The following is a 3,086-nucleotide window of genomic DNA, read 5'->3' on the forward strand; positions in this document are numbered from 1 at the left end:
CACGTCGATGCGGCTGAGGGGCCGCCCGGGTGCGGCCGCGGCCGCGCGCAGCCGGTCCATCCAGCGGTCGGCGAGGTCCTGCACGGTGCCGTGGTCGAACAGGTCGGCGGCGTAGTCGAGGGTGCCGGTCAGGCCGAGGCGTTCGCCCGTCGGGGAGCGCTGTTCGCCGATGCCGATGTCCAGGTCGAACTTGGCGGTCCGCGTGGGCACCCGGAGCCGGGTGGTCCGCAGCCCGGGGAGGGTGAAGGCGGACGTCTCGTCGGCGTCGACGGACAGCGCGACCTGGAAGAGGGGGTGGCGGCCCGGCGCGCGCGGCGGGCCCAGCGCCTCCACGAGCCGTTCGAAGGGCACGTCCTGGTGGGCGTACGCGGCCAGCGCGGTGTCGCGCACCCGCGCCAGCAGCTCCGCGAAGGTCGGGTCGCCCGAGGTGTCGGTGCGCAGCACCAGCGTGTTGACGAAGAAGCCCACCAGGTCGTCCAGCGCCTGGTCGGTGCGGCCGGCGATCACGCTGCCGACGGGCAGGTCGGTGCCCGCGCCGAGCTTCGTCAGCAGCGCCGCCAGGCTTGCGTGCAGCACCATGAACAGGCTGGCGCCCGAGCGGGTGCCCAACTCGGCAAGCGCGGCGTGCAGTTCGGCGTCGACGCGCAGCCGGACCCGGCCGCCGCGGTACGAGGCGACGGCGGGCCGGGGGCGGTCGCGGGGCAGCGCGATCTCGTCGGGCAGGCCGGCGAGCGCCGCCGTCCAGTGGCCGAGCTGGCGGTGCAGCAGCCCGTCCGGGTCGCCGGGGGCGCCGAGGAGCCGGCGCTGCCACCGGGTGTAGTCGGTGTAGCGGACCGGCAGCGGCTCCCAGCCGGGCTCCCGGCCGCGGCGGCGGGCGGCGTACGCGGTCGCCAGGTCGCGGCTGAGCGGGGCCATGGACCAGCCGTCGGCGGCGATGTGGTGGATGACGAGGCACAGGAAGGACTCGGCCGGGCCGCGCACGAACAGCTCGGCGCGCAGCGGCGGTTCGACGGCGAGGTCGAAGGCGTGGCGTACGGACTCCGCCAGCCGGCGCCGCAGCTCCGCCGCGCCGGCCACCTCGGTGACGGGCAGCGCGGGCCGGGCCGCGGCGGCGCCGAGGACCCGCTGCCGCGGCTCGCCGCCGGTGTCGGGGAAGACGGTGCGCAGGGTCTCGTGCCGGGCCACGACGTCGCCCAGCGCCCGTGCCAGCGCGGCCCGGTCGACGTCGCCGGTGAACCGCTGCACGAGCGGGATGTTGTACGTGGCCCCGGGGCCCTCCGCGCGGTGCAGGAACCACAGCCGCTGCTGCGCGTACGACAGCGGCACCGGCTCGGCCGCCGGCCGCGGCTCCGCGGTCCGCGCCGGCCGGGCCGGGTCCGCGCCGTCCAGCCGGGCCGCGAGCCGGGCGGCGGTGGGCGCCTCGAACAGCGTGCTGAGGGCGAGGTCGGCGCCGAGGGCGGTGCGGATCCGGGCCACCAGGCGGATCGCCTGCAGCGAGTGCCCGCCGGCGGCGAAGAAGTCGGTGTCCGCGCCGACGTGCGGCACGCCGAGCACGTCGGCGCCCAGCTCGCAGAGCAGCCGCTCGCGGGGCGTGCGCGGCGGCGCGCCCACGGCCTCGCCGCCGTCCTGCCCGGGGGCGGGCAGCGCGGCGCGGTCGATCTTCCCGCTGGTGTTCAGCGGCAGGTCGCCGAGCATGACGAACGCCGCGGGCACCATGAAGCCGGGCAGCCGCGCGTGCAGGCGCTCGCGCAGCACGTCCGGGCGCAGCCCGTCCTCGTCCGCCACGACGTACGCGACGAGCCGGAGGTCGCCGCCCGGCGGGTCGCGGCGGGCGAGGACCGCGGCCCGGGCCACGCCGGGGCAGGCGCGCAGCGCGGCCTCGACCTCCCCCGGCTCGATGCGGAAGCCGCGGATCTTGACCTGGCGGTCGGCGCGGCCGAGGTAGTCGAGCTGCCCGTCCGGGCGCCAGCGCACCACGTCGCCGGTCCGGTACATGCGCGTCCCGGGCGGGCCGTACGGGTCGGCCACGAACCGCAGCGCCGTCAGCCCCGGCCGGCGCAGGTAGCCGCGGGCGAGGGCCACGCCGGCGACGTACAGCTCGCCGGCCGCGCCCACGGGCACCGGCTGCAGCGCGCCGTCGAGCACGTACGCCCGGGTGCCGGAGTGCGGCTCCCCGATGGGCGGGGCGGTGCCGTCGGGGGTGAGCGGGCGGCTGGTGGTCACCATCGCGGTGGCCTCGGTGGGCCCGTAGACGTTCATGAACCGGCGGCCGGGGGCCCACCGCGCGACCAGCTCCGGCGGCACCGGCTCGCCGCCGCACACGAGCGTCCGCACAGGGCTGTCGGACTCGGCCACCACGTCGAGCGCGGAGGGCGGCACGAAGGCGTGGGTGAGGCCGGAGCCGGGGTCGGTGACGACGGCCAGCGGGTCGTCCTCGGGGGCGAGCACCAGCGCCGAGCCGGTGAGCAGCGCGACGTACGTCTCCCAGGCGGAGGCGTCGAAGCTGGGCGAGGCGAGCTGCGGGAAGCGGCTGCCGGGGGTGATCCGCAGCCGCTCGGTGTGGAACGCGACGAGGGACGCGACGCCCGTGTGCGGCACGACGACGCCCTTGGGGCGCCCGGTGGAGCCCGAGGTGTAGATCACGTACGCCGGGCGGCGCGGGTCGACGGGGACGCCGGGGTCGGTGCCGGGCCGGCCGGCGGCCATCCCGGCGAGGGCGGCCGGGTCGTCCACGACCAGGGCGGGGCGGGCGTCGGCGAGCATGAACGCGCGCCGCGCGGGCGGGTGTCCGGGGTCGACGGGCAGGTAGGCGGCGCCGGCCTTGAGCACGGCGAGTTCGGCGACGACGAGGTCCACGGAGCGCGGCAGGACGAGGGCGACGACGTCCTCCGCCCCGATCCCGCGGGCCGTCAGCGCGTGCGCGAGGCGGTTGGCGCGGGTGTTGAGCGCCGCGTACGACACGGTGGCGGCGCCCGACACCAGCGCGGGCGCCGCGGGGGTCCGGCGCACCTGTGCCTCGAAGAGCGCCCCCACCGGCGCGGCGGCCGCGGTGGCCTCGGTGGCTGCTCGCCGGCGGGCAGCACGGG

Annotated in this window: 1 protein-coding gene; it reads right to left on the reverse strand. The window is 78.4% G+C overall.

Translation table 11 applies throughout. The annotated features are described in order from the left end of the window. Window positions 1–3,086: amino acid adenylation domain-containing protein (locus ABD317_RS35255; protein ID WP_344295794.1), on the reverse strand; the 3,086-nt coding region annotated here is incomplete at both ends.

This window comes from Streptomyces synnematoformans, assembly GCF_039531005.1.
In the GTDB taxonomy this organism is placed as follows: Bacteria; Actinomycetota; Actinomycetes; order Streptomycetales; family Streptomycetaceae; genus Streptomyces; species Streptomyces synnematoformans.